The following is a 24,255-nucleotide window of genomic DNA, read 5'->3' on the forward strand; positions in this document are numbered from 1 at the left end:
CTCCTATAATCCTTCTCCGTCGTTCAGCTTCTTTACCACCCAGTTTACAAAAACTAACAGAATTACATTTACTACTGAATTAAACAGACCAACAGCCGTCGAATAACCATAATCGCCGTTCAAAAGACCAATACGGTATACATATGTTGATAAAATTTCTGATGCCGGCAGGTTCATATCTGTCTGTAATGCATAGGCTTTCTCAAATCCAATACTCATAATATTTCCAGCCTGCAGAATAAACTGAATTACAATAATATTCTTGATTGCAGGAAGCTCCACATACCAGATCTGCTGCAGAAGATTTGCGCCATCCATAATAGCTGCTTCTTCCAGTTCTTTGCTTGCATTGGATAAAGCAGCCGTATACATAATAGAGGCCCAGCCTGCTGTCTGCCAGATTCCACTTGCTATGTAAATGGTGCGGAAAGCAGATGGCATTGTCATCCAGTTTGTACTGATTCCTAACAGTTTATTCAGAGGTCCGACTGGAGAAAGCAGCATTCGTACCATACCGCAAAGTACAATTACAGATATAAAGTTCGGCATATAGACCAGAAGCTGTACTTTCTTCTTAACTCCGGTTCTGCGGATACGATTTAAAAGCAATGCCAGAATGATCGGAACCGGAAAGCCCCACAACAGTCCATAAATACTCAGTTTTAACGTATTCAACAGGTAGTTCATAAAATCCGGTGAAGATAAAAACCGCCTGAAATATTCAAGTCCAACCCATGGACTTCCAAGCACTCCCTTGATTACGTTGTAATCCTCAAATGCAATCAGAAGTCCCCCCATAGGAAGATACTTAAAAATGATTGTCAGTAAAAGTCCTGGCATTAAGAAAAAAAGATATAACTGCCAGTTTTTCTTCACATATGTAGCCTTATCTCTCCACGTTTGCTTTTTCACGGGCATTGTTTGGTTCTGCATTCTTTTCATGCACTTCTCCTCCATTCCTTTCCCTTTTCGTTCTCGGAACCGGTTAAGTAACCGGTTACTTTATAGTTCGATGTTACTACATCCAAGTTCATATGTCAACACTTTTTCAAGCTAAAATAACCGGTTACGTAATCGGTTATTTTAGCATTGCCTTTTTTTTAAATAATTGCTATACTAAAAAAATAATATAATCCCAGTAATTAAAAGATTCCCCAATATTATTCTCATTTATTTATAAGGAGATTAAATTTTTATGGCAAAAAAACAGGTGACATTTGCAGATATTGCAGAATATACTCATTTTTCAAAAACTACAATATCACGGTATTTCAATCATCCCGATTCTCTTACGCTTGAAAATCAGGAAAAGATTTCACAGGCCCTTGATACCCTTGGCTATAAAAAAAATAAACTTGCAAAAGTTCTGGCAAATGGTAAAAGTGAGTTTATCGGAATTATTGTTCCAAATCTCTACTTGCATTACTACTCTGAAATGCTGACACAGCTTCTTTCAAGCTATAGTAACTACCATTACAAATTTCTTGTTTTTTCCAGTGAACACGGTGCCGAAGAGGAACAACAGTATATTGAAGAGCTTCTTTCCTATCAGATTGAGGGGCTTATTGTTTTAAGCCATACACTGTCATCCCAAAAACTGGCTTCCTATCAGATTCCTGTCATTGCCATTGAGCGAGAGGCAGAATATATCAGCAGCATTACCACTGACAATTATATGGGTTCCCTTCAGGCTACCTCCCTGTTAATTCGTGATAAATGTGATATATTGATTCATATCAATGTCAATGTTGAAAAAACAGTCCCGGCTTATGATCGTATACGTGCATTTGAGGAAACATGTAAAGAATATCAGGTTCCTTATGACATTGATCTAAGCGTAAGCGGCAATTCTTATCAAGAGATTTTAAATGTGATAAGACGTATCTTTACAAGAATTGAAGAAAAGTATCCGAATCAAAAAAAAGGTATCTTTCTTGCGAATGATACCTATGCCAATATGTTTCTCAATTTAATTTTCCAGAAATATGGTAAATTACCACCTACTTACGAAATTATAGGTTTTGATAATTCTCCAATTGCCAGTGAATCAATCCTTCCGATCACAACTGTCGGTCAGCAAATTGACGTTATTGCACAGACTGCCATGGAGCTTCTGGTGCAGCAGATGGAAGAGCAAAAAAAGCGAGCGCCTAAACCACTGGAAAAGCCAATTCACAAACAGATCGCTCCGGTGCTGATTCGCCGGAATACTACCAGTTAACTTATTGCTGTCGTATATTAGTAAAGCGGACATTCCAGGTCCGCTTCGCTACTTGCTCATGAACGCAGTCGCTTCGTGATCTGTCAGTAGGAGCTGAAGGCTCCCACTGACAGAAGCATCCCCCCTCACCTGCCGCTTAGTGCTCCGCGCACTTGAAGCGGGAGAATACTTATCTGCGTTCAAAAAAAGGCACCTCCCCAGTTTGAAAAAGGCTCTAATCTAGAACTGGAAAAATAATATCTACACTAAAAATCTTTTCTTCCAAATTCGCCACAAGATTTCCGCCATATTTTTCCACCACATATTGAATACTTTTCATGCCAAATCCATGATAATTATCATCTCCTTTGGTACTCACTGGAAGCCCATTACGAAATTCCAGTTCATCCTCGCAATAATTCTCAATATGAATCCCCATCACATCCTGTCTCGCATATCCGATGAGGCTGATAATTCTCTTTTCAACTGGCAGCTCCGCTGCACATTCAATAGCGTTATCTAAAGCATTTCCAAATATGGCAGCGATATCTCCCGATTTAATACCAGTAAGCTTCTCTCCATCAATCATATATGAAAACTTAATTTGATATTTTTCACAAAGAAGATTCTTTTCTGAAAGAATAATATCCAATGGCTGGCAGCCTGTTTTCGCAAGCCCGTCATAAATATCTACTGCTTTACGTATTTCTTCCAGCTGGCCATGATCTGCATTTCCGGCTTGTTCCAATTCCAGAATCCGGTGCTTAAGATCATGACATTTCATGTTAATGATTTCAACTGTTTTCTTTGACAACTCATACTGTTTTGCATTTTCCTTTATTAACTGCTCAAGAGCCAGATTTTCTTCATTGAGCCGGGACTGCTCCAGAAGCCCAAACTGCATAAAAAGAGATAAAATACAGCAGAATGCAAATGGAACACGGCACACCATAACCATATCCAACTTTTCACTGATCAGCCAGCTTTGAAGGAGCCAGCAGACACATAAGGAAATAATGGCTACCCAAAGTACACGGACTCTGTTCTGGCTGATATTCGGAAAATTTTTTATTTTTGCTGCACAAGTGAGATAGCAAATAATATATACAATGGTAAATCCAATGACCATTTCCGTGGAAAGCATCTTGAAAGAAGTTTTGGTCACGATACAAATCAGCACCTGAATATTGCTTCCAAGATTCTGTACAGTAAAAGCTCCAATTGTACAAAATAAAATATCCAAAAAAGAACGCCTGAAGCAAAACCACATGTAAAGCTGCATAAAAACAAGCACAATAAAGGTTCGAATTCCGCTTATATATTGACCAATTATAATTGGAAGGGTAACTCCCAAAAGCAGACAGGCAGTTCCCCCTACAAGCAGGCGTAACCAGAAGCGTTTCCTTTTTTTTAGATGGAAAAAGAACATAGCTTCCGCTATAAAAAGCTGGATGATAAAACAGGTAATTCCCTGTATTTCACTTGTAGATGAAGCTAATATTTCATAAATTGCCACGTCAGTTTCCTCCCCGGTTAATGTACATTGTCATTTGATCTATAAAAGTTTTTTTATAAGAACGGGAAATCGATAATTCCTTTCCATTTACAAACACGCTGTTTCCCTGATAGCGGGAAATCCATTCCAGATTTACACAAAAGGATTTACTGCAACAGGAGAAGCGACCTGTCGGAAGCTGTGCTATAAAATCTCCCATTGTGCTTCGCAGGCGAAAGGTCTCTTTCGAAGTATGAAGATAAAGATAATGCTTTGCACTTTCAATATAAATCAGATCTGCAATATCAATTTTAACAGTTCCCTGTTCAGAAGGAACATATATCTGATAACCATGAAGCTTTTTACAGATTCGGATCGCTTTGTCCAGTTTCAGCGAAAAGTTGAAATATTCAATAGGCTTTACCATAAAATCAAGAGCCTGCACTTCATATCCGTTAATGGCATATTGCGCCATATTGGTAATAAAAATAAGAGGAATCTGGCTATCAAATTCCCGCAGTTTTCTGGCGGTGTCAAGACCATTCATATGAGGCATTTCAATATCCATAAGAGCAATGTCGCAGCTGGCTTTATAATCGCTGATAAAATTTAATCCGTTTTCAAAGCATTCTACAGCTAACGGTTCCTGTTTTTCTTCTGAATAGCGTAATATATAGTCTTGAAGAATTTTTGCACTTTTCTTATCATCTTCCACAATAGCAATGGTAATCATAGTTATCCTCCATGGTATACAGCAAAAGCCGGAGTCCTTTTGGGCATTCCGGCTTTTTCATTATACCATGTAAATATTAATTTGTGCCATATTTTACAGCAGATAAATCAAGCTTTTGTCTCATCCTTACAAGTGCATTTCTGAAATCCAGAATAAGAGGAAACAATATATGCAATCATGGAAAGTGCCATAAGTACGGCTGAAATTATGAATTTCTTTATGGTTGCAAACTCATAAAGTCCTGATACCACATATCCAATAAAATCAACTTGTGTATAAAAACTGTTAACAAGTGCTGCTGCAGTCAGAATTGCATTTGCAGTAAGCAGAAGGCTTGTCCACTTAAAATCAGGTGCCACCTTCAAAACGATCATCGCAAGAATCTGCAGAACCACTGTTACAAGCAGCAGAACCTCAATATAAGATTCTGTATGTCCTGACTGGCGGTACATTACAAAGCCGATCAGCGCAAGGATTGCAGCCACAAAGCTTAAGTAAAAACCAAATGTTTTATTTTTCAGATATCCCATATTACTTGTCCTCCTTCACGTAAACTGTCTTTTTGCGAAGTGAATTTCGAAGGTACATAACTGCAAACAAAAGTGTCAGAAGTCCAAATACCACCTCTGCTGCCATAAAGGCAATCTGCCACCATGTAAGAACGTGAATATATTTAGTGGAGGTTGTAATTGTATTCATATCATTACTTGCAACTGTATTATATACGAAATATTTAATTGTTTCTTTCATCTTTTTCTGGAAAGCAGAGTCCTTTGCAATCAGCTTCAGGTTCTCGGTTGAAGTCATGGAACCAATATTAGCGCTTTCATATGCAGAAGTTGTAAGACATCCGCCACCGCCGCCAAATACAATATCTCTCCAGTTCATGTAATCAGCACCGTTGATCATATCTGTTACGATCCAGCCTTCAAAGCCCCACTCGTTACGTGCAACCTGCACCTGTGAAGCTTTGGAAGCTCCTGAATATACAGTTCCAAGACGGTTGAAGCCTGTCATGATTCCCTGCGCATAGTTATTTTCCATAGCTCCCTGGAATGCGCGGAGTTCATTTTCCCTTGCAGCCTGCTCTGTGAAGAATGTGGAAACACCGGAACGGTTTAACTCCTGATGATTCATGATATAGTGTTTCGGCATCATCATAAGACCTTTGGATTTTCCGCCTTTGCAGACAGCCTGTCCCAACAGGTTGGTAAGCATGGCATCTTCTGAATAATATTCATGATTTCTGGAGCAGTAAGGTGCACGGTGAATGTTAAGACCAGGTGCTGCAATGGAGTTGGCATTGGACCACAATCCATCTTCACCAAAGAGCTCTCCTTCTCTCTCTACAAGTTCTTTATTGAACGTTGCTGCAACTACAGGTTCTGTAGGCATGGAGCTCATAGAGTAGGAAGCATATTCGTTGTCTGAAGAAACATAAGTCGGCTCGGAAGAGTTGGATTCATTCCAGCGGGTTGCATATCCTGCAATCTGGTCGTAGCTGTAACCGATTGGTCCGTCATACCAGATTGCTTCTGGCAGGAAAATAGAATCCAGCTTCTCAAAGTTTTTATCTCCTGCTTTTTCAATAAAGTTGGCAGCCTCTTCCAAAGTCAGCTGATCCATAAGCTGATCCCATTTTTCATCAGACAGAGGAAGTGCACCTGCGAAAGTTCCATCCTCATTAAACTGGAGGAAATCAACGGTGCTTAATCCGTTGTCAGCTCCCCAGACAACTTCTTCGTCATTGTTCTCAGTAAGTTCATAAGCGGAGTTTGTAAGACCTTTCATCATTTCCTCTATTGGAGTAATGCTTTCCACTTCTTTCCAGCCCTTGCTCCAGTCAGAACGTGTAGTGTATTCAGCAGTATCCGGGATCAGATTGTTAATATCGCAATCTTGGAATGCATTCTCTACGTTTTCAGAATAAGTCTCTTTATCTTCACCAAGAGAAACTGTCACTACATTTTCCGGCTCAATTGTTTCATCGTCTGTAATTGTGATCAGATCGTCTGTGGAATCTGTTTTTACCGCCAAGACATTGTTTAATGCTTCATGCGCACCGTTTCCGATTGTGAAATAATAATCACCGGAATCCAGCACCCATGCGCCCTCTGTTCCATCTTCTTTTACAGCTTTTTCATCATAACTTGCCATATATTCCGGAGCGAACTCAATTTCCAGAGTCTGTGATTCGCCAGGCTCAAGAACCTCTGTTTTTCCAAAATCAAGAAGCTGAATAGAAGCTTTCTCCAGTCCGCCCTCTATATATGGTGTCTGTACATAAAGCTGGACAACATCTTTTCCGGCAACGTCACCGGTATTGGTTACCTTCACTTTTGCAAGTCCCTTTTCCCCAGATATTACATCTACACTTTCCAGCTCCTGAGTAAAGGTTGTATAAGATAAACCATATCCAAACGGATAAGTTACTTCATCTACATAGTTCCATGCTTTGCCAGTAGAAGAGCCTTCTGTGGTGGTTGCATTTCCCTGATCCAGAACAGTATCCTCGTAACGGGTTTCATAATATTTATAACCAATATAGATACCTTCTGTTTCTACTACATACCAGTCACCCTTGTCTGCTTCTGTAAGTTCTGCACCAGATTCTGCATTGGAAGCATTAGTATAAGTATAAAGACCAAAGTTGGTCATTGCCGGAGCAGAAACAGAACTTGTGGCATAAGTATCAGAAATATGACCGGATGGATTCACATCGCCAGAAAGTACATCACATACTCCAAGGAATCCATTCATTCCCGGAAGTCCAGTCCAAAGAATTGCTCCAATCTCCGGATCATCCTTCAGTTCCTGGATTTCCATAGGAACGTCAGAATTGATCAAAACGATCACCTTGCCATTGCTATTTTCCTTTGCAAGCTGGATCATCTCTTTTTCGTAAGCTGAGATAGACATCGGGGTGTCGAAGCTGTCCCCATTAGGATCCTTCATATTTGTGCTGTAGTCAGACGCCTCTGAACTGTCTCTGGAAAGAACAACAATTGCTGTTGTATCCTTAGCAGATTCCAGAATATCATCTGTGTAAAGTTCAGCAGGTGCCTCACCTACTGTATATGTATCTGCTTCATTATAAGAAGCGGAAAAAGCAGGTACAAGGCTATGGCCCGGAACTTCATTTCCAAAGAAAGAAGCTTTTCTGTAATATGGCGCGCAGGTTTCACTTGCATAAAAGCCTTTCATGGTTTCATTTACTGTGAAGCCTCTTTCATCCATAGCTTCTTCAATACCATAAGCGATCTGACCATCCTCTGAATCAGCCACAACAGAGGAACCAATTAATCCGCCGGTTCCCGGAAGATGGCTGTTTAAGCCCCAGAGGGTAACAGCTTCTTTGGATTTGTCAAGTGGAAGAGTCTGATCTGTATTTTTGAATAAAACGGAACCTTCTGAAGAAATTTCAGCAGCCAGCTGTTCTTTAGCCTTTACCAGATCCTCTACATTGTCAAATTCAGATTCATAATAAATGCCATCAGAGTCAGAATCTCCCTGCTCGATTTTGTAGCTTGAGGTTCCAAGTGTCGCATTAATGAAATCCACTCTTGCATTTGCAATTGAGCTTCCGCCCAGTGTGATTGTGAGAAGTGAGGCTGTAGTTGTTGCCAAACCACGCCAGATTTTCCCGGTATGCTTTTTCATATTTCCTTTCCTCCTAGTAAATTTCCTTTGACAGATAAACACATACTTTTCAGATAGTTACTCTGTCCTTTCAGTTCTGTTTGAACCGCTGGATTTACTATAGCAAAAGGAATGGGATTTGTGAAAAATTCGGCAAATTTGGAACCGTTTCTGGCAAAACTGGTAAGCATATGAAATTTAAATCAATCTAATATTTCAATCTCTGTCTCTGCATTTCCAAGCTCAGATTCAGCTTTCACAACTACTTTACCAGCTCCAGCCTGTGGACGGATAATCGCCAGTGCTTCTCCATAATAAGTATCTGTCTCATTGCTCTGGTAGCTTTCCGGATAGTATGGGCAGGCACTTCCAAATGCCAGAAGCTCGCCACCTTTTACAGCAAGCTTGATTCTGCCTCTTGCCAACGGTTTTGTCTGGCCGTTTTCGTCTGTGTAGCGCATTCTTACGTAGCAAAGATCGGTGTTTGCATTCACACAGGTAAGCTCTGGTTCTGCCTGGAGGATTGTTTCTTTTCCCGCGGTTGTCAAGGTTTTCTCTTCAATTATATTGTCATCTGCATCATAGGCAACAGCCTTGATTTCTCCATTCTGATAGGTTGTATCAAAGAATACCTTGCAGTCGTTTTTCGGCTTCTTAGTGCCTACACACTTGCCGTTTATATACAACTTCACATGATCTGCACGAGTGTAAACTTCCACTTTTGCTGCATTCCCATCACAGCCATTCCATGACCAGCTTTCCATTGCATTTGTCATTTTCCATGCAGAAGGAGAATGGGCATCCTTTGTGTGATCAACCGGCATAACTGCAATTGCCAGATCCTCCAGTTCAAAGGCAACTCTGGTATATGCCATCTCGCCAAGAGGCTTTCCTGTGAGATCAATTCGGCCTGAACCGGCACTTACCCAGCCACAGCCGCCATCAAAACGAGGTGCATAATCCTTATATTCCCATGCGCCGATTCCAACCTCACCCAGATAATCCTGAGCTGCCCAGACGAAGTCACCAATGATACGCTTATCACGTTTTGCTTCCTGCATAAATCTGTAAGCATCTGCACAGAATGTTTCACTTCCAAGAATAATTCGCTTGGAATACTTCTTTAAGTCATGACGGTAACGCTTGATTCCATAGTTATATCCTGCTACATCCATATTGGCATATGCATCCCTTGTTTTCACATCACATGGATAAAGAGTTGCTCCTGTTTTCATAAATTCGGCACCAAAAATTCCGGCTACTGTGTTATAAAATTCACTTCCCACAGCCTTTTTCTTCTTGGCATTCTCAGCAGCTTCATCTGCTTTTTTATCGCTGTAAACACCAAATCCCATAGAGCTTAAGAAGTTAAAGAAGATGTTGATTCCGCAGCTTACAGGGCGGGTGGAATCCATCTCATGAAGTCTGTCTGTAAGGGATTTTGTAAGGGCAATTCCCTTTTTCTGCGCAGTCTCAGATACTTCATTTCCTGTAGAATACATGATCACAGATGGATGATTATAGTCCTTATCCACCATATCTTTTAAGTCTTTTCTGTAATTTTCCAGAATCTCATCTGCATAGTCATACTTTGTTTTATGGATATACCAGCCATCAATATATTCGTCCATTACAAGCATTCCCATCTCGTCACAGGCGCGAAGAAGTGCTTTGGAGCATGGGTTATGTGCAGAACGGATTGCATTATAGCCAGCGTCCAGAAGGATGCGGATTTTACGGCGTTCTGCAAATTCATACGCACAGGCACCAAGAAGGCCGTTATCGTGATGGATACAGCCACCTTTTAACAGGACACGTTTTCCATTGATACAGAAGCCCTCTTCCGGAGTACAGCTTACTACACGGATTCCAAAGGTTTCTTCCTGAATATCCTCGCCGAAGGTTACGCGACAGGTGTAAAGATTCGGTGCTTCCGGACTCCAAAGGTTTGCTCCCGGAAGAGCAATTTCTCTAGAAAATTTACCATCTGCCTGGAGAATTTCCAAGGCGATGATCTTATCTGATGCTTTGTCAGAATTTTGAACGGTTGGTTGTACTGCATTTTCGTCAATACACTGCTCTATGGTCTCGTCTGTCTGGTCTGCACTTTCGCCAGCCACAGCTTTTCTGGTAACAATCTGTTTCTCCATAATTTCCACTTTCACCTCACCGGCAGCATTCGGCCATGCCTCCACGCGGATTTTCGGCTCCTTATAATCCAGTGTAGTGATCTTCACGCTGTCAAATCTTAAATGTTTCTTCGGCACGATATACAGCCACACCGGACGGTAAATTCCGGTACCGGAATACCAGCGGCTATTAGGCTGATCGTGATTGATCACTTCCACCCGGATCACATTTTCTTCCCCGAATTTTACATATTTTGTTGCATCTACATAGAAACCAAGATAGCCATAAGAATGATATGCAACTTTTTCGCCGTTGAGATATACAGTTGCCTTACGGTAAACGCCCTCAAATTCCAGGATCACTTTCTCGTCTTTCGCTTTCTCTGGAAGGATAAATGTTTTCTCGTAAGTGTAATCCTGTGCCTCATACCATCCTGTATTCACACCGCCGGCACTTGTCTCGCTTCTCTCATCCAGCTGCATGGCATCATGCGGAAGAGTTACTGCAAATGCATTTTCTTTATCTCCTGTTTTGTAGCAAATCCAGTTTTCGTTAAATGACTGCTTCATGATTTCCTCCTGAAATTTTCTATAATTTTCTTTTAATGTCAAGCGGATATTCCAGGTCCGCTTCGCTACTTACTCATAACCGAATGCTGCTTCTCAGCTTAATTCTACCAAATAAAAAGCAGGCTGCGCTATTCCAAACGCAACCTGCCAAAAAACACGCGCCAACTGTGCAAAAAGCGCATTGCTGTTCTCCTGTTCGCAGCAACAGGCTCTAAAGCCTGTTTGAAAAATCATTCCCGCAATCTGCACGCCCCACTTTGCGGTATATTTCACCCGAATTCGGTTGCCGTAGTCCGCTACGGTGCCCTCATCCGAGCGAAATCTCCCACAAATTGTGACGCACATCTTGCAGAAAGCCTTTTTCAAACACGCTCTAGAAAATCTTCTGTAAAAAATTATACAGCGCCAGATGCCAGTTTCCCATAGAATGATACCGCATTGGAAATACATCAAAACAGGTATTTACACCAGACCGCAATCTGGGTTCTATATCCAGCAGTGCCTGGTAATCCTGTACCTGTCCCGGCAGGGCAAAATCAAAGTTGCCGCTTGCCACATACAGATAATGAATTGGCAGTTCTGCAAAATCGCCTGTCTGAATGGTATCTTCAAATGCAGTCCTGTCTGTCCTGCTTCCGCTGAATGCCCCGAACCAGGAAAAATAATCCAGTCTCTGACACAACGCAGAATGATACATCGTTACCGCCCCTCTTGACAAACCGGCAAAGGCTCTGTGATCCCGGCTCTTGGAAAATCCCGCATCATCTGTCGATTTTGCATATGTAGAATAAGAGGATTCAATCTCAGGCATCAGATCATTTCGCAGCTCTTTTGCAAAAGAATAGGTCAGCTGATCCAGATCATCTGCACAGTCATCTTCCACATAAAAAGTCGGTGTCACCACAATCAAAGGCTCAATATCTCCATCTGCAATCATATTATCCAGCATGGTTTTGTTATACGGATTTGTTTTCAGCCAGTATTTTTCATCATCACCTGTACCATGCATCAGATACAGAATATTATACTCTTTTTCCTTACTGTAACCATATGGAAGATATACATAAGCTGACTTTTTCACGCTTCTTCCATCAGTGGCATAAGCCCTGGTATCGTATACAACTTCTTCCACGGTTCCAGCCTGTTCTGGTTCTTCCCCATCATATTTTGCAGGGACTGCCCACAGTTCATCTCTTGCCAGTCCCTGCGCTTCATGTCCTGCATCATACCTTACTTTCCAAAATCCCAGAAATCCTGCCAGTATCAGAACTGCTGCCGCAAGCGGTAAAACTGCCACACGCCCCATAGGGATTTTTTTCCAGATCATCACCGTTGTCCCCAGGCTTCCTCCCAGCGTGGCTACAATAGCCTCTGCCAGAAATAACCAGTTAAAATAATATGTACTGGTAGAAAAATTGGTATTAAAATACAGAATGAAAGCTGCCGCTGCAATCAGCAGATATAAAAATGGCATTCTGCTTTTCCATGCCATATACGCCACCAGCATAAAAACCACCGCGATCATACTGAATGTAATAAATGCTGTCTTATCTCCCAAAATTGCAAACCGGACAATATCGATTCCGGAAAGCAGCACCAGAACAACTGCGGGAATCTGGCTGATCCGGTTCCACATTTTTTCATCTGCTGTCATCTCAATTTTATGCCTCATTATTTTCCCACTCCTACATTTTCTCCAGATACTTTACCACATTTCATGGATCATTTCCTGAAAAATCCGCAATTTGCAGCTCAGAAACCGCAGACTGCATACAATAAAATTCTTCACAGATAAAGATAACAGATTTCTTCTTATTTTTCAGCATTCTGGCAAATGTAGGCACCTTTTAGGCAAAAAAATACCGGAAACAGCTCTCCAAATCCTAACATTCAAAGAACCATTCCCGGTTTAGAAGGAATTTCAATTATAATTTGCAGCCTCGCTGCGCGCCCCAGATCATTCTTTCACCGCACCGGAAGTCATACCGCCCACAATATATTTCTGTCCGATCATATACACGATTACAACCGGAATACAGGTAAGTACAATATCAGCAAAAATGTAATTCCAGTAGCTTTTATTTTTTCCAAAGAACTGATAAACAGCCATAGTCATCGGGAACATTTTACTCTTGCTTGACAGATACAATGGAGTCAGGAAATCGCTCCACACACCCATGAACTGCAGGATAAAACAGGTCACCATAGTTGGCTTCAGAAGAGGCATGATAATCTTAAAAAACAGGCTGATAGGACCTGCGCCATCAATGACTGCTGCCTCATCCAGTTCCACCGGAACAGAAACCACAAAGTTGCGGATAGTAAACACACAGAACGGAATCATGGCGCTTGTAAACACCATAATAATTCCCTGTCGCGTATCGTTCAGATGAAGAGTGCTTAATACTCTCACCAATGTTACATAGTTAACCGGGAAAAACAGTCCGCAAAGTACGAAATAATATAAAAATACATTTAATCTGGTACGCTTGCGGCACATTACAAAGGCAGCCATTGCACAGAGCACAACCCCAAAAGTAGTTGCAACCAGTGCGTAAAGCAAACTGTTTGAAAATCCCTGGATCAGGTTTCCTTTGTCAATAACCTCGGTATAATTGGAAAACAGCCATTCTTTCGGCAGGGCAAGACTCATTCGGGAAGCCTCGCCTTTACTCTTGAAAGAGTTTATAACTACCATATAAAAAGGCAGGATAACGGTCAGGCACAGCAGGATGCAGACCAGATGCTTCAGCAGATTCTGAACTTTTTTCTTTGTCATTGCTGTACCTCCTGTTTTCCTAACGTTTTAACAATTACAACACCAGCAATTGCTGTGATCAGAAGCAGAATACTGTTCAAAGCAGAAGACATACCGTACTGACCTCTGGAATAAAGCTGGAATGCATAGGTGGTAAGAACCTCTGTTGCATGTCCAGGGCCGCCGTTTGTGAGAACATAAACAATATCAAATACCTTCAGACCATAGGTAATACCAAATACCAGGTTGATCATAATGGCGCCGCTGAGCATTGGAAGTGTCACATAGCGAAGCCTCTGCCAGAAGTTTGCCCCATCGATCTCAGCTGCCTCATAGTAGGATCTCGGAATGGTATTAAGACCGGCAAGGAAAATCGTCATTACATAACCAATACCTCTCCATGCATCCACACCATAAATGGATTTCCACACAACGCCAAGATCCGAAAGCCATTTCTGTTTCAGGATTCCAAGATGCAGACCATCCAGAATTGCATTTAAAAGACCATTGTTATAGTTGAGAATGGACTTGAAAACAAGACCAATGATAACAAAAGGAAGGATAGACGGCAGATACAAAAGTGTTCTGTAAAGTCCCTTTCCTTTCAGTCCTTCCTGAAGCATGATGGCAATCAGAAGTGCCGGAATCAGCTTCACAATATTGGAAATAATGGTAAATTTCAATGTATTTCCAATACCGCTTAAGTAATCTTTGTTTGATGTGAAAATCTCTTTAAAATTGTCAAGTCCGACAAAATGAATACCATTTAATACACTTCTTGAATTCCAGTCAGTGAATGAATATGCAACACCCATTATACTGGGAAGCAGGAAAAAGATAATGTACAAAGCCAGCGGCAGTATCAGAAACCACTGTGGATAAATTTTCTTCTTATTCAAAGGCGATACCTCCCCTTTATCAAACAGTGCGAAGGAATCACTCCTTCGCACTGAAGATATACCCTTATTAAATATCTTATGCTTAAATAATTATGTCAATTTCTTACCGAAAAACTTTATTTAGTTCCAGTTTGCATCGCCAACTGTCTTGGCAGCCTCTGCACGGTTGGTGTCCATATTTGCAAGAACGTCATTTGCTTCCATTTCGCCCTGGCAGAACGCAACCATATCCTGACCGAACTGCATCCAGTAGTCGTTTGTATATTTGGTACCAGTCTGAAGAACAGATACGCTCTTCTTGCTGTCATCTACTGTTGCAAGGAACTCTTCTTCCTCTGGCAGCCAGTGCTGCTCAATTGCATCATCGTTCATATCAACGTTTGTGTATGCAGGAGAGTTGTCAAGGATTTCCTGAAGACTCTCTGTGGTTGTAACAAAATTGAAGAATTCTTTTACAAGATCCTCATGCTCTGTTCCCTTGTAACCAAACATGGTAGGTCCAGCCGGGTTGGTCGGATACCAGGTGTTATCGCCAAGTGGGATCAGGAACATACCAAACTCATCCTCTGTGCCTGTGTCATCTTTGATCTGCTGAATGTAACTGGAGTTTGCCATAGCCATTGCAATGTTTCTGTCGCCAAATTCATTTGTCAGGTTGGTGCTGTCAGTTCCAATCCAGTCCTCTCCGAAATATCCTGCATCGGAAAGCTCTTTGAACTCGTTCAGAACCTCAAGCATTTTCTCATTGTCAGCAAATGTAGCCTGATTTGTATTCAAAGCATCGTAAAGTCCTGGTGTAGCTTCTTCGTAAACACCACCGATCTGGAAGAATGCCAGCTGATGCTGCCATCCATCTGCACCTGGCATAAACCATGGAGTAATTCCCTGTTCTGCGATCTTAGCGCAAAGGTCTTTCAGCTCTGCATAAGTAGATGGTATCTCCCAACCATTCTCTTCGAACAATGTTTTGTTATAAACCATTACATATTCTGGTGAATTGTGCCAGATCTGAAGTCCGTATAATTTATCATTGTATACACAGGATGTTTTTCTTGCTTCCGGCATAAGATCTTCCCAGGAAGCTCCTGTGAAATCAATACAGTATTTCTCTGGATCAACGATTGTAGACTCGATTGCAAATGGGTTGGACTGAATCCAGAAAATATCTGCACAGGAATCAGTAGCTAATTTTGACTGAAGAAGATCAGAATACTGGTCAGCCGGAATAGTCTGAAGGTCAACTGTTACACCATAAGTATCTTCAAAACGCTCGATTGTTGCATCATATCTGTTATCCATCCAGCCTGCTGATACCAGAATACTCAGCTCCTCACCGGAAAAATCTGCAGTCTCCTCTGCAAATACGGTAAGTCCGCTTGTCATGGACGCGATCATTGCTGCTGCACAAGCCACTGCCACAAAACTCTTTCTTTTCATTTACATATCCTCCTTTTAATAAAATGGCATTTACCTCATTCAGGAATCTCCGCTGATTCCTCTGTTCTTTTGATGATATTATTTTATCAGCCAGATGCTTTTTAATCCATGGATATTCTTACTTTCAATTTGTACTTTTTTCACCACATATTATACTTTTTTCACATAAGCTTATGTTTCTTCGAAAAGTCACCCGAAATTCTTATATATATTTTCTCTGTTTTCGAGCATTTATTTGTACTTTTTAAACAAATATGATATACTGATTTTTAATGTTTCACACATGGATTTCTGCATCTGCTTTCATAATATAGTCAGCAGCGCGGGCAAAACAATTACAGGAGGTATCGCCAGATGAAATCACGCAGTTTACAATCCAAGCTTTTTTTTGCCTATATCAGTCTGGCCTGCCTGATTCTTTTTTCTTTTGCTGTTTTTTTCTATGCTTTTGTTTCCAGACAGCTCAAGCAAAGTCAGATCAGTGCCATGAACACTCTCAATTCCAGCTTTCAGACTCAGGTAGATTCCGCGATCCGCAATCTGGATGCAGTATCTGTAAACATTAACTACAGCAATCAATCCAAAACCATTCTGGACAATTCCTTCAACTTAAACATTTCCAGCGATATGCTTTCTGCCATGTCAGATTTGTTTATTTCCCTTTCCGGAACCGAGCTGAAGGCAGATCAGGTAAATCTCTATGATTTTTCCGGATATGTTCTGGAAGCCGGCATCTCAACTATAGTCAAAAAGACGGATGGCTCAAAGGATGAGTGGATTGAGGCCGCCCGTGAACTGGAGGGAAAAAAAGTCCTTACTCCACCCTACTGTACCAGAGAATATACAAAAACAGCCACCTATGACCAGTGGTTTATTTCCCTGTACCGATCCTTTAATAATCAATATAAACGTGGCGTGGGTGTGATTGAAACAGCCAAGCAGTGCAAATCTGTTTTTAAAAGTATCATCACTTATAAAAAAAAGAACCATGAAGATGCTGCCAGCATCTATGTTTTTGACAGCAATGGCGATCTGATCTATCCCTACGATATTTCCCAGGAATACAAAGCAGCACTTCAGCCCTACTATGAACTTACCAAGGTCGATGATTCAGCTCTCACTCTTACCAGCCCGCTTACAGGCAGGACAGAGTATGCCGCAGAGTGCGTATCCGCCTATACCGGCTATACCTATCTTACCATTCAGCCGGAATCTGTAGTTCTGGCTCCGGTTTACAATCTGCTTCGTATTCTTGCAGCAATTGTTGCGCTGTTTCTGACAGTCTCCATCTTTATTTCCTACCGGCTTTCCCGTTCAGTCGTAAAACCGGTAAAGCATCTGAAGCATATTATTCAGCGCATGGAGCTTGATACACTTGGACAGGAAAAGGTAACTGCATATCCGGTTTCCGTTAATGAACTGGAAGAGCTCTACCAGGCCTTTCAGCTGATGAGCGATAATCTGAAAGATTCCATGGAGCAGCTGAATCAGGCTAAGGAGCAGGAAATGAAAGCCAGAAGCATGGCTTTGCAGACACAGATCAATCCTCATTTTTACTACAATACCTTGTCCAGCATTATAGTTCTGGCAGAGAACGGAGATTCTGAGACCGTGGTAAAAATGTGCCGGAATCTTTCCCGGATCATGCGTTATATTACCAATACCGCGGAGACAACGGTCACTTTAAAGGATGAACTGGATTATGTACAGAAATATCTGTATTGTATGAAGGTCCGTTATCAGTCCAGCTTGAATTACAGTATCCATGTAGATGAAAGCCTTCTTTCCCAACCAGTCCCCAAGCTGATCATCCAGCCTATTGTGGAAAATGCCATTCGCTATGGTTCGAACTGTGCACCGCCATGGAACATTTCGATCACCAGCGTGGTCACGAAAGGAAGCTGGCAAATTGAAGTGACGGATTCCGGTCCTGGCTTTACAGAGGAAGCCAAAGAGAGGATCACTGCCAACATTATGAAAGCCATTCAGAATCCGGGACTTCCGGAACTGAAGATAAACGGTCTGGGAACTATAAATGTATATCTCAGATGGAAAATATTCTGTAAAGGAGACATTATTTTCAGATATGGAAATACCGCTGAGGGGCACGGAATCGTGTCTATTGGACGGTATTTTTCCAAGACAGACAAATCAGCAGATGAAGCTGACTGCATAAGTGAATAAGCAAGGAGGAATCAAAATAGCATGACGTACACTGTCATCGTTGCGGAGGATGAAGAACTTCTGCTCACAAATCTTGTCCAGAAAATCCAGAAAGCGGATCCGGATTTTCAGGTGGCAGGAACTGCACAAACAGGCGATCAGGCTCTGGCTCTGGTAGAAAAGCTAAGCCCTGATCTTGTAGTTACGGATATCCGTATGCCTGTGATGGATGGAATCACCCTGCTCACAAAAGTAAGGGAGCAGTTTCCATTTACTAAATTTATTATCACCAGTGGATTTTCAGATTTCGAATATGCAAAAAAGGCCATCACTTTAAAGGTTTCTGATTATCTGCTGAAGCCAGTTGATTCAGAGGAGCTTAAAGAAGCTCTCTCCAAGATCAAACAGGAATTTCAGATTGCCGGAAATGATTACGAAGAGGTGTTTAATGCCCGGACTGCTGCCATGAAACCAACTCAGATCGCCACATTACTGAAAGATTTCATTGTAAAAAACTACAGCGAGGACATTAATCTGAACCTGATCGCAGATAACATGAACTACAGTCCCAGCTACCTGACCAAAATTTTCTGCCAAGTCTATGGCTGTACCCCTTCCAAATATCTGATCAACCTGCGCATGAGCCATGCCCAGCATCTTCTGGTCCATGAGCCTGGGCTGTCCGTGAAACAGATCGGGGAAATGTGCGGCTATCATGATCAGGGATATTTCAGCAGAATTTTTAAGAAACATACAGGTAAAAGCCCGTTGGAATTCCGGGGGTAAAGCTTTGAAGGCCGGCAGGGATTGTTCCCTGCCGGCCTTCTGACACGCTCTAGAGCGTGTTTGAAAAAGGCTTTCTGCAAGATGTGCGTCACAATTTGTGGGAGATTTCGCCCGGATGAGGGCGCCGTAGCGGGCTACAGCAACCAAATTCGGGTGAAATATACCGCAAAGCGGGGCGTACAGATTGCGGGAATGATTTTTCAAACAGGCTCTAGATCCGGAATAATTCTGCATGCTCTTCTTTATACAGCTCTATATTTAAGTACTCTCCAAAGTGCACTTCATCCGGTCTTCCGTATTCATAAGAAACCTTCACAGATTTTCCTGGCCATGGGTTTTCCACTCTGCATGGGTGTCCTTTGTGGCTGAGTATGCTAACCCGCCCTACCTCACCGTCTTTCAAAGCAGCGCTTACCTCAAGCCCTCCCCAGGCACGGAAATTCCGGAAAAAGGCGTTTGGATGCTCAGCTCTCGGCCATACTGGGAAAATGCGGATCATGCCCTCGCAGCTTTGCAGCATCATCTCCTGGATGGCATCCGGGATGGTGTTCAGCTGCTCGATTCCATGAGGATTTTCCTTCAGAAAACCGTTTGGGATTCCCCGGTTCAGGATCATATCGCGCATTTCTTTCCAGATGATTTCCGGAGCGTAGCCTACACGTACTGCGGCAGTGAAAAACAGACAGCTTAGGTTAGAGGCATTAAAAGCACCAGCCTTGTAGAAATGAGGATTTTTTACTCCACCAGATTCCATTCCATTGCTGTAAGCTTCGCCATTTTCTAATTCACCATTGCTATTGAACAGCAAGTTATTTGCATTATCTTTATCTGCAAATTCTGCTTCTTCAAGTGCCTTCCTGTATTCCAGCTCTCCCAGCGCATTCTCCACCAGTGCATGTATCTGCACTGTATTTCGCGCCACTTCCAGCTCTTCCGGGGCACTTCCAAGCCCAATTGCATTGCCCGGATATATCTGCATCACATTTCCCGGAAAATGGAAAGACCATTTGCCACCGATACCTTCATCATAATAAATCTCTTTGTCCAGCATTTCTTCCGGAAGCAGATCCTCCAGCTTCACATCCACCTCTTTCCAAAGAGTTGGATTCTCCTGAATCTCCCGAATTGTCCCCTTTGGATAAGGTGCCAGGTTTTCTGCGATTTCCAGCCATTTTTCTCTCTTTTTCTCATCCAGATCAAGTGCCTCACTGATTCTCGGCATCCAGGTAAAGAAGGTTTTCAGATAACCTAATGTATTCACCGGATCTTCCGGAACGCCATTGTCACGGATGTTCCCATCTGTGCGCTCGTGCATGCCATCTCCAACTACATGGTAAACGCCATCTCTGCACACCAGATCCTTTTCCCAGAAATCTGCCACACCGCGAAGATAGGGGTAAACCTTCTGTGCATACGTCTCATCCTCCGTGATTCCATAACGATAGATCATATTCAAAGCACCGTGAATGGCTGGGGATTTCATATGCAAAAGCAGAGCCTCACTTACCAGGCCGTGAGGTCCCAGACCCAGAGGATAATAAAGTCCCTCATGGTGAAGCAGCCGCTTACACATCTCATCTGAAATTTCCATCAGTTTCAGATAAGGCGCATCGTGAGGATCGGACTGCTGGAAATGTCCGGAGACCATCAGATTCAGATAGGGAGACTGATGGTTATAATTAATCTTATAATTTCCATTCCATGCCGGACGGTCAAAAGTACTGATTCCCAGAATATTGGGCGGATATTCCGGATCCCGGGATACACTTGCCAGCATATATTTTGACAGATAATATCTCTGCTCGATCACCGGATCATCCAGGGAAATTTCGGAAACACTCCAAAACTTTTTCCACCATACCAGGTGCCGTTCATGAAGAGTTTCCACATCTTCTTCCGTTATCCACCTTGCCCTGGAAAAGGCATACTCATAAGGTCTGCTGCACTTCGCCCAGGAGCGCACTGGCAGAACGAAGGTTGCCCGCTCACCGGCTTTTATTTTTCTGTGAGTGCTTCTGTCACTTAGCTTCCCTGTATTTCCAAATGCTTTAACTGCCTCAACATTCTTTAAAATACCGTTTCCCGCCGAAGGTTCTGTAAATACCGCTTTATTTGATTTATTCCCACTTTCCTCAGTGGATATAATAGATTCTTTCTTTAAAGAACCCAAACTTTCAACGCCGCCAATTACTTTCGTTTCCTTCAGAAAGCCCCCAGCAAAACCAACCTTAGTTGGAATATCCACATGATCTGAAAACTGCCGGTATCCACTTACAATCCCACCGCCGGTTTTCTTTACCTGCAGCGGACGTCCCGTCACCAGTCCAGCGAACATTCCGTTCTGGATATTCTCCAACTCACCGCTTCCCCAGACATCTACAGCTTTTTCGCAGCCTTTTCCTATTTCATCCGGAAAATAAAAATCAAATTCCACATCCAGATCTGTCTCACTCTCAAACTCTACCACAAGAATGTTCTCATCTGCAGCCACCCAGCTTTTCAGAGAACATTTCTCTCCGGCGGAATTTGTCAATATTGTTATAGTTTCTCCCGTGGCAAACTTCTGCTCCGTATACCACCTGGCACCCTCCATAGCAGGAATATCAAACACCATACGCCCTACCGGTCTGGGGCTTCCGCCGCTTACCGCCGGATCACATTTGGCAGAACTGTTATCATGAAAGAATTCCCAGTTCGCCGCACTTTCCATTTGCCAGAAGTCATTGGTCGTAAACCAGAACTGTGGATACCTCCCATCCCCGGCCACTGCCGCCAGCAAATCTCCATTTCCCAAAATCGGCGCGTCAATCTTCGTCCCCGCATTCTGCCAGATTTTCCATCGTCCGCCCCCTGAAACATCCACATTTCCATCTGGCACAGCCGTCGGAGCCTCAGTAAATACAGCCCTATTTCTCTCTACAACCATATATCTTTCCTTCTTTCCACTTTCGCTTCCCGCACCGCAGTATCCTACTTTATAATCACCGTCTCATAAACCGCTTCCCTCATTCCCGGGAAGCTGCCCTCTCTACGCCCATTCACCAGCTGTCCTGCCGCATCCTTCCACTGGAATCTGGTCGTCGCATACGCCCCATTCTCAAAGTTATAGTTATTTCCTTCATCCTCATACAGCACAAACTCTCCGTCTGCCCCAGGATAAACGATAATCTGTACCGGCTTCTCTGGCTCCTGCTCTGCATAAACCAGCCCATCAGCCACCGGAATGATCGCACCCGCCTTCACGAAAATCGGGATCCGGTCAATAGGTGTCTCCACCTTCACATACTGGCCGCCCTCATATTTCTCATTTGTCCAGTAATCGTACCAGATCGTACCAGCCGGCAGATAACACTCCCATGTCTTTTCCCTGTTAAGCACGGTACTTTCCGGACCATAATACATAGGCTCCGTAACTGCACAGATCAGCAGGGATGGTCCAAACATAAACTCATTCTCCACCTTTCGCGCCTCTCTGTCCTCCGGGAAATCAAACAACAGGCTTCGCATAATGGTATAATCCTCAAAATGTACTGCCCCTGCCAGCGAATAAATATAAGGCATAAAATGATATCTCAGCTTGATAAATTTCTCGATAGCATCATAGAACATAGTGCCCTTTTCCCCGAAATTCCAGATTTCTCTCGGCGTATCTGTACCATGAGACCGGAACATAGGAAGAAATGTTCCCATCTGAAGCCAGCGTGTATAAAGCTCACAATATCCCTTATCTTTCACACCCTCATTATATTTTCCTTGCCAGAACCACTTGGTCTCCGGATCCGTGTTGCATCCGCATCCACGGTTCTGCCACTTATCTGCAACTGTGAAAAAGGCTCCGATATCCAAGGTCCAATAGGGATAACCGCTCAGTCCCATATTCAAACCTTCTACGATCTGGATCTTCAGATTCTTCCAGTCCGCGCAGGTATCTCCAGACCACAGCATAGCTGCATACTTCTGACCAGATGCATAACCGGAACGTGTCAAATTCAGTACACGCATATCCTCCCGAGCCTTTCTCTGGTTCTCATAAATTCCCTTTGCATGCTCCAGGGCAAAAGCGTTGGCCACAGCAGGATCCAGGTATTTCTTGTGCTCACCTCCAACCAGCTGGAAACGCTCCCAGGGCTCTCTTTTCACCGCACCGCCCCAGTCCGGACCGGAAAACGGCTCTGTGGAGTCACACCACCAGGAATCAAAGCCCTGGTCAAACAGCCCCTCCTTCGCCTGTTTCCAGTACATTTCTCTTGCTTTTTCATTAAAAGCATCATAGGTTGCATAATCATACAGAAGATATCCGGCATCAAAAAATTCCTGATGATTTTTTCCTCCGGCATTCATATTCGGCCATACAGAGACCATGCTGTGGGCATGCATCTCATGAATCCGCTCCATGCACTCCTTGTTATCCCCATAACGGGACTGATCCAGAATCTTCTCCCCCCAGTTGCCCGGATCCCAGGTATTCCAGTCCTGAACCACACAATCCAGCGGAACCCCGATTTCTCTGTAATGGCGTACAATTTCCTCTAATTCTTTGGAAGTATAATATTGCTCCTTGGACTGGATATAACCATAAGCCCACTTCGGCAGCATCTGCGCCTTGCCTGTCAAATAGCGATAAGCATGGATAATTCCATCCATGGTATTGCCGCCCATGAAATAATAATCGATCTGATCCACTGTATCCAAAAACAGGTAAGACTCCCTTCCCTCATCATTAAAAGTCATCAAAGAACAGCAGTCAAACAGCACTCCATATCCTTCTGTAGAAACAAACAGAGGCATTGGAATCCTCATATTGTGCTGGTAAAGATACTGATTGTGTCCGCGATAATTGTAAATTCCTTCCTCCGCCTGGCCAAGACCGTGAATCTCTTCCTCCTCTTTCCAGTCGAAAAATACCCTTGCACGATAACCGTCGCGCACCTTCTCCGGCTTCAGATTCTGAATAAAGTTACGCTCACCGTCAACTGTTTTTACACGGTTGATAACCGGCTTCTCACCTCCAGTTGTATACCGCACTACATCAATTTTTGTTAAATCTGCCTTATCCTGTATGCACCACCTGGTTCCGTCCGCGTGCTTCCACTCTATTTTTCCAGATGAAAGTTCCAGAGAGGCCAGAACTTTTCCAGTCTTTAGTTCCAGCTTTTCTTCGTTTTCCTCTGCTGCAAACTCAACTGCCGGATATTCCTTTTTTTCAATAATAAGAGAGTCGTTTCCCTTAATCTCCTCTTTTCCAATTACACAGCGGATAATTTCCTCTGTAACCGGAATCAGCCGGTATAACATTCCTGCCGCTTCCGTCTGTACATACCTGTCTGTTTTTATCATTTTCCATTCCCTCCGTTTTTCAATCCCCTTTTTTTTACGTTGTCTGTCTGAAAGAGCCTCTTGCGTGATAATAAATTCCAACGAAATTTTCCATTACATAAAAAGCTGG

The 24,255-nt window shown here is 42.8% G+C and carries 16 protein-coding genes and 2 pseudogenes; 5 read left to right on the top strand and 13 right to left on the bottom strand.

Going from position 1 to position 24,255, the window contains the following annotated elements; translation table 11 throughout:
• Positions 1–3: 3 nt before the first annotated feature.
• On the bottom strand, positions 4–942 hold the full coding sequence (locus tag ABHC48_RS07740) for an ABC transporter permease subunit (protein ID WP_118577563.1): 939 nt from the start codon (positions 940–942) through the stop codon (positions 4–6).
• A 253-nt stretch (positions 943–1,195) separates the two neighbouring features.
• Between ABHC48_RS07740 and ABHC48_RS07745 the strand changes: the two genes are divergently transcribed.
• Positions 1,196–2,221 carry a substrate-binding domain-containing protein gene (locus tag ABHC48_RS07745; RefSeq protein WP_195699783.1) on the top strand — a complete coding sequence of 342 codons (1,026 nt, stop codon included), beginning with the start codon at positions 1,196–1,198 and terminating at the stop codon, positions 2,219–2,221.
• Between the two features lie 214 nt (positions 2,222–2,435).
• Here the strand turns inward: ABHC48_RS07745 and ABHC48_RS07750 are convergent, their stop codons facing one another.
• The 6 genes from ABHC48_RS07750 to ABHC48_RS07775 form a co-directional block, all read right to left on the bottom strand.
• Positions 2,436–3,716 carry an ATP-binding protein gene (locus tag ABHC48_RS07750; RefSeq protein WP_195699784.1) on the bottom strand — a complete coding sequence of 427 codons (1,281 nt, stop codon included), beginning with the start codon at positions 3,714–3,716 and terminating at the stop codon, positions 2,436–2,438.
• A 1-nt stretch (position 3,717) separates the two neighbouring features.
• The gene (locus tag ABHC48_RS07755) at positions 3,718–4,428 is read right to left on the bottom strand and encodes a LytTR family DNA-binding domain-containing protein (protein ID WP_118577566.1); all 711 of its coding nucleotides are present in this window, start codon (positions 4,426–4,428) and stop codon (positions 3,718–3,720) included.
• A 107-nt stretch (positions 4,429–4,535) separates the two neighbouring features.
• On the bottom strand, positions 4,536–4,958 hold the full coding sequence (locus ABHC48_RS07760) for a hypothetical protein (RefSeq protein WP_173715761.1): 423 nt from the start codon (positions 4,956–4,958) through the stop codon (positions 4,536–4,538).
• Position 4,959: 1 nt separating this feature from the next.
• Complete coding sequence (locus tag ABHC48_RS07765; RefSeq protein WP_195699785.1) at positions 4,960–8,088, bottom strand: glycoside hydrolase family 3 C-terminal domain-containing protein; 3,129 nt, start codon at positions 8,086–8,088, stop codon at positions 4,960–4,962.
• Between the two features lie 182 nt (positions 8,089–8,270).
• A complete protein-coding gene (locus ABHC48_RS07770) occupies positions 8,271–10,766 on the bottom strand; it encodes a glycoside hydrolase family 2 TIM barrel-domain containing protein (protein WP_207749332.1) in 2,496 nt (831 codons plus the stop codon).
• A gap of 93 nt (positions 10,767–10,859) precedes the next feature.
• Positions 10,860–11,099, bottom strand: coding sequence for a DUF6783 domain-containing protein (locus ABHC48_RS07775; protein ID WP_334285683.1), 240 nt, complete (start codon positions 11,097–11,099; stop codon positions 10,860–10,862).
• Here ABHC48_RS07775 and ABHC48_RS07780 point away from each other — a divergent pair.
• Positions 11,031–11,192, top strand: a complete 162-nt coding sequence (locus tag ABHC48_RS07780) for a DUF6783 domain-containing protein (protein WP_334285684.1) — start codon at positions 11,031–11,033, stop codon at positions 11,190–11,192. The two genes, ABHC48_RS07775 and ABHC48_RS07780, sit on opposite strands and share 69 nt — an antisense overlap.
• Here ABHC48_RS07780 and ABHC48_RS07785 read toward each other — a convergent pair.
• The 4 genes from ABHC48_RS07785 to ABHC48_RS07800 all read right to left on the bottom strand — a co-directional run bounded on the left by ABHC48_RS07785 (position 11,140) and on the right by ABHC48_RS07800 (position 15,860).
• Positions 11,140–12,438, bottom strand: coding sequence for an alpha/beta hydrolase-fold protein (locus tag ABHC48_RS07785; RefSeq protein WP_195699786.1), 1,299 nt, complete (start codon positions 12,436–12,438; stop codon positions 11,140–11,142). The two genes, ABHC48_RS07780 and ABHC48_RS07785, sit on opposite strands and share 53 nt — an antisense overlap.
• 285 nt (positions 12,439–12,723) lie before the next feature.
• Entirely contained in the window at positions 12,724–13,545 is an 822-nt protein-coding gene (locus tag ABHC48_RS07790; protein WP_148461552.1) for a carbohydrate ABC transporter permease, read from the bottom strand.
• Positions 13,542–14,423 carry a sugar ABC transporter permease gene (locus ABHC48_RS07795; RefSeq protein WP_226854495.1) on the bottom strand — a complete coding sequence of 294 codons (882 nt, stop codon included), beginning with the start codon at positions 14,421–14,423 and terminating at the stop codon, positions 13,542–13,544. Before ABHC48_RS07795 ends, ABHC48_RS07790 begins: the two co-directional genes overlap by 4 nt.
• Before the next feature lie 120 nt (positions 14,424–14,543).
• Positions 14,544–15,860, bottom strand: coding sequence for an ABC transporter substrate-binding protein (locus ABHC48_RS07800; protein WP_118577574.1), 1,317 nt, complete (start codon positions 15,858–15,860; stop codon positions 14,544–14,546).
• A 354-nt stretch (positions 15,861–16,214) separates the two neighbouring features.
• Between ABHC48_RS07800 and ABHC48_RS07805 the strand changes: the two genes are divergently transcribed.
• Positions 16,215–18,044 carry a histidine kinase gene (locus ABHC48_RS07805; protein ID WP_195699787.1) on the top strand — a complete coding sequence of 610 codons (1,830 nt, stop codon included), beginning with the start codon at positions 16,215–16,217 and terminating at the stop codon, positions 18,042–18,044.
• Between the two features lie 21 nt (positions 18,045–18,065).
• The gene (locus ABHC48_RS07810) at positions 18,066–18,809 is read left to right on the top strand and encodes a response regulator (protein WP_195699788.1); all 744 of its coding nucleotides are present in this window, start codon (positions 18,066–18,068) and stop codon (positions 18,807–18,809) included.
• A gap of 93 nt (positions 18,810–18,902) precedes the next feature.
• On the opposite strand, the pseudogene ABHC48_RS07815 reads toward ABHC48_RS07810, so the two are convergent.
• A pseudogene (locus ABHC48_RS07815) lies at positions 18,903–18,953 on the bottom strand (DUF6783 domain-containing protein); the annotation flags it as partial.
• Here ABHC48_RS07815 and ABHC48_RS07820 point away from each other — a divergent pair.
• Positions 18,930–19,178: pseudogene (locus tag ABHC48_RS07820) on the top strand (DUF6783 domain-containing protein); the annotation flags it as partial. The pseudogenes ABHC48_RS07815 and ABHC48_RS07820 overlap by 24 nt on opposite strands.
• A gap of 2,601 nt (positions 19,179–21,779) precedes the next feature.
• Here the strand turns inward: ABHC48_RS07820 and ABHC48_RS07825 are convergent.
• Positions 21,780–24,146, bottom strand: a complete 2,367-nt coding sequence (locus ABHC48_RS07825) for a TIM-barrel domain-containing protein (RefSeq protein WP_195699790.1) — start codon at positions 24,144–24,146, stop codon at positions 21,780–21,782.
• Positions 24,147–24,255 lie beyond the last annotated feature (109 nt).

The organism is Ruminococcus sp. 1001136sp1, assembly GCF_039841815.1.
Classification (GTDB): domain Bacteria; phylum Bacillota; class Clostridia; order Lachnospirales; family Lachnospiraceae; genus Blautia_A; species Blautia_A faecis.